General features: G+C 41.2%; 1 pseudogene. It reads right to left on the bottom strand.

What is annotated here, in order from left to right:
- Positions 1 to 100 precede the first annotated feature (100 nt).
- A pseudogene (locus tag CWC30_RS18525) lies at positions 101 to 294 on the bottom strand (DNA-3-methyladenine glycosylase 2 family protein); the annotation flags it as partial.

Here is a 294-nt window from a genome sequence, read left to right as displayed (position 1 = left end):
GCACCCGAAAATGATGTTTCTCTGCAACAAACTCAGCATCAAAGCGCCCTCTACACGATTTATATTTAAAAGTACGCCCATATCTGGTTGGCGTTAACCACTATATTGGCTCTATTAGTCGCTTTGCTAAAAACCCATGCAATGCCCGCCAGTTATACGGCGTACGAATAGGCAAAATTAATGTGAGCCCAATATTAGTTGTGTGCCTGGCGTTTCTGATCGCTGATGGAGCAATTTTAAGTTGTTTTAAAAAAGCATCATTAAAACGCCTAACACTTTTAAAGCCTGAGGCAA

The organism is Pseudoalteromonas sp. S4741, from assembly GCF_005886135.1.
In the GTDB taxonomy this organism is placed as follows: Bacteria; Pseudomonadota; Gammaproteobacteria; order Enterobacterales; family Alteromonadaceae; genus Pseudoalteromonas; species Pseudoalteromonas tetraodonis.
Note: the sequence above shows the minus strand (reverse complement) of the source record. Positions and strands in the feature narration are given on the sequence as shown.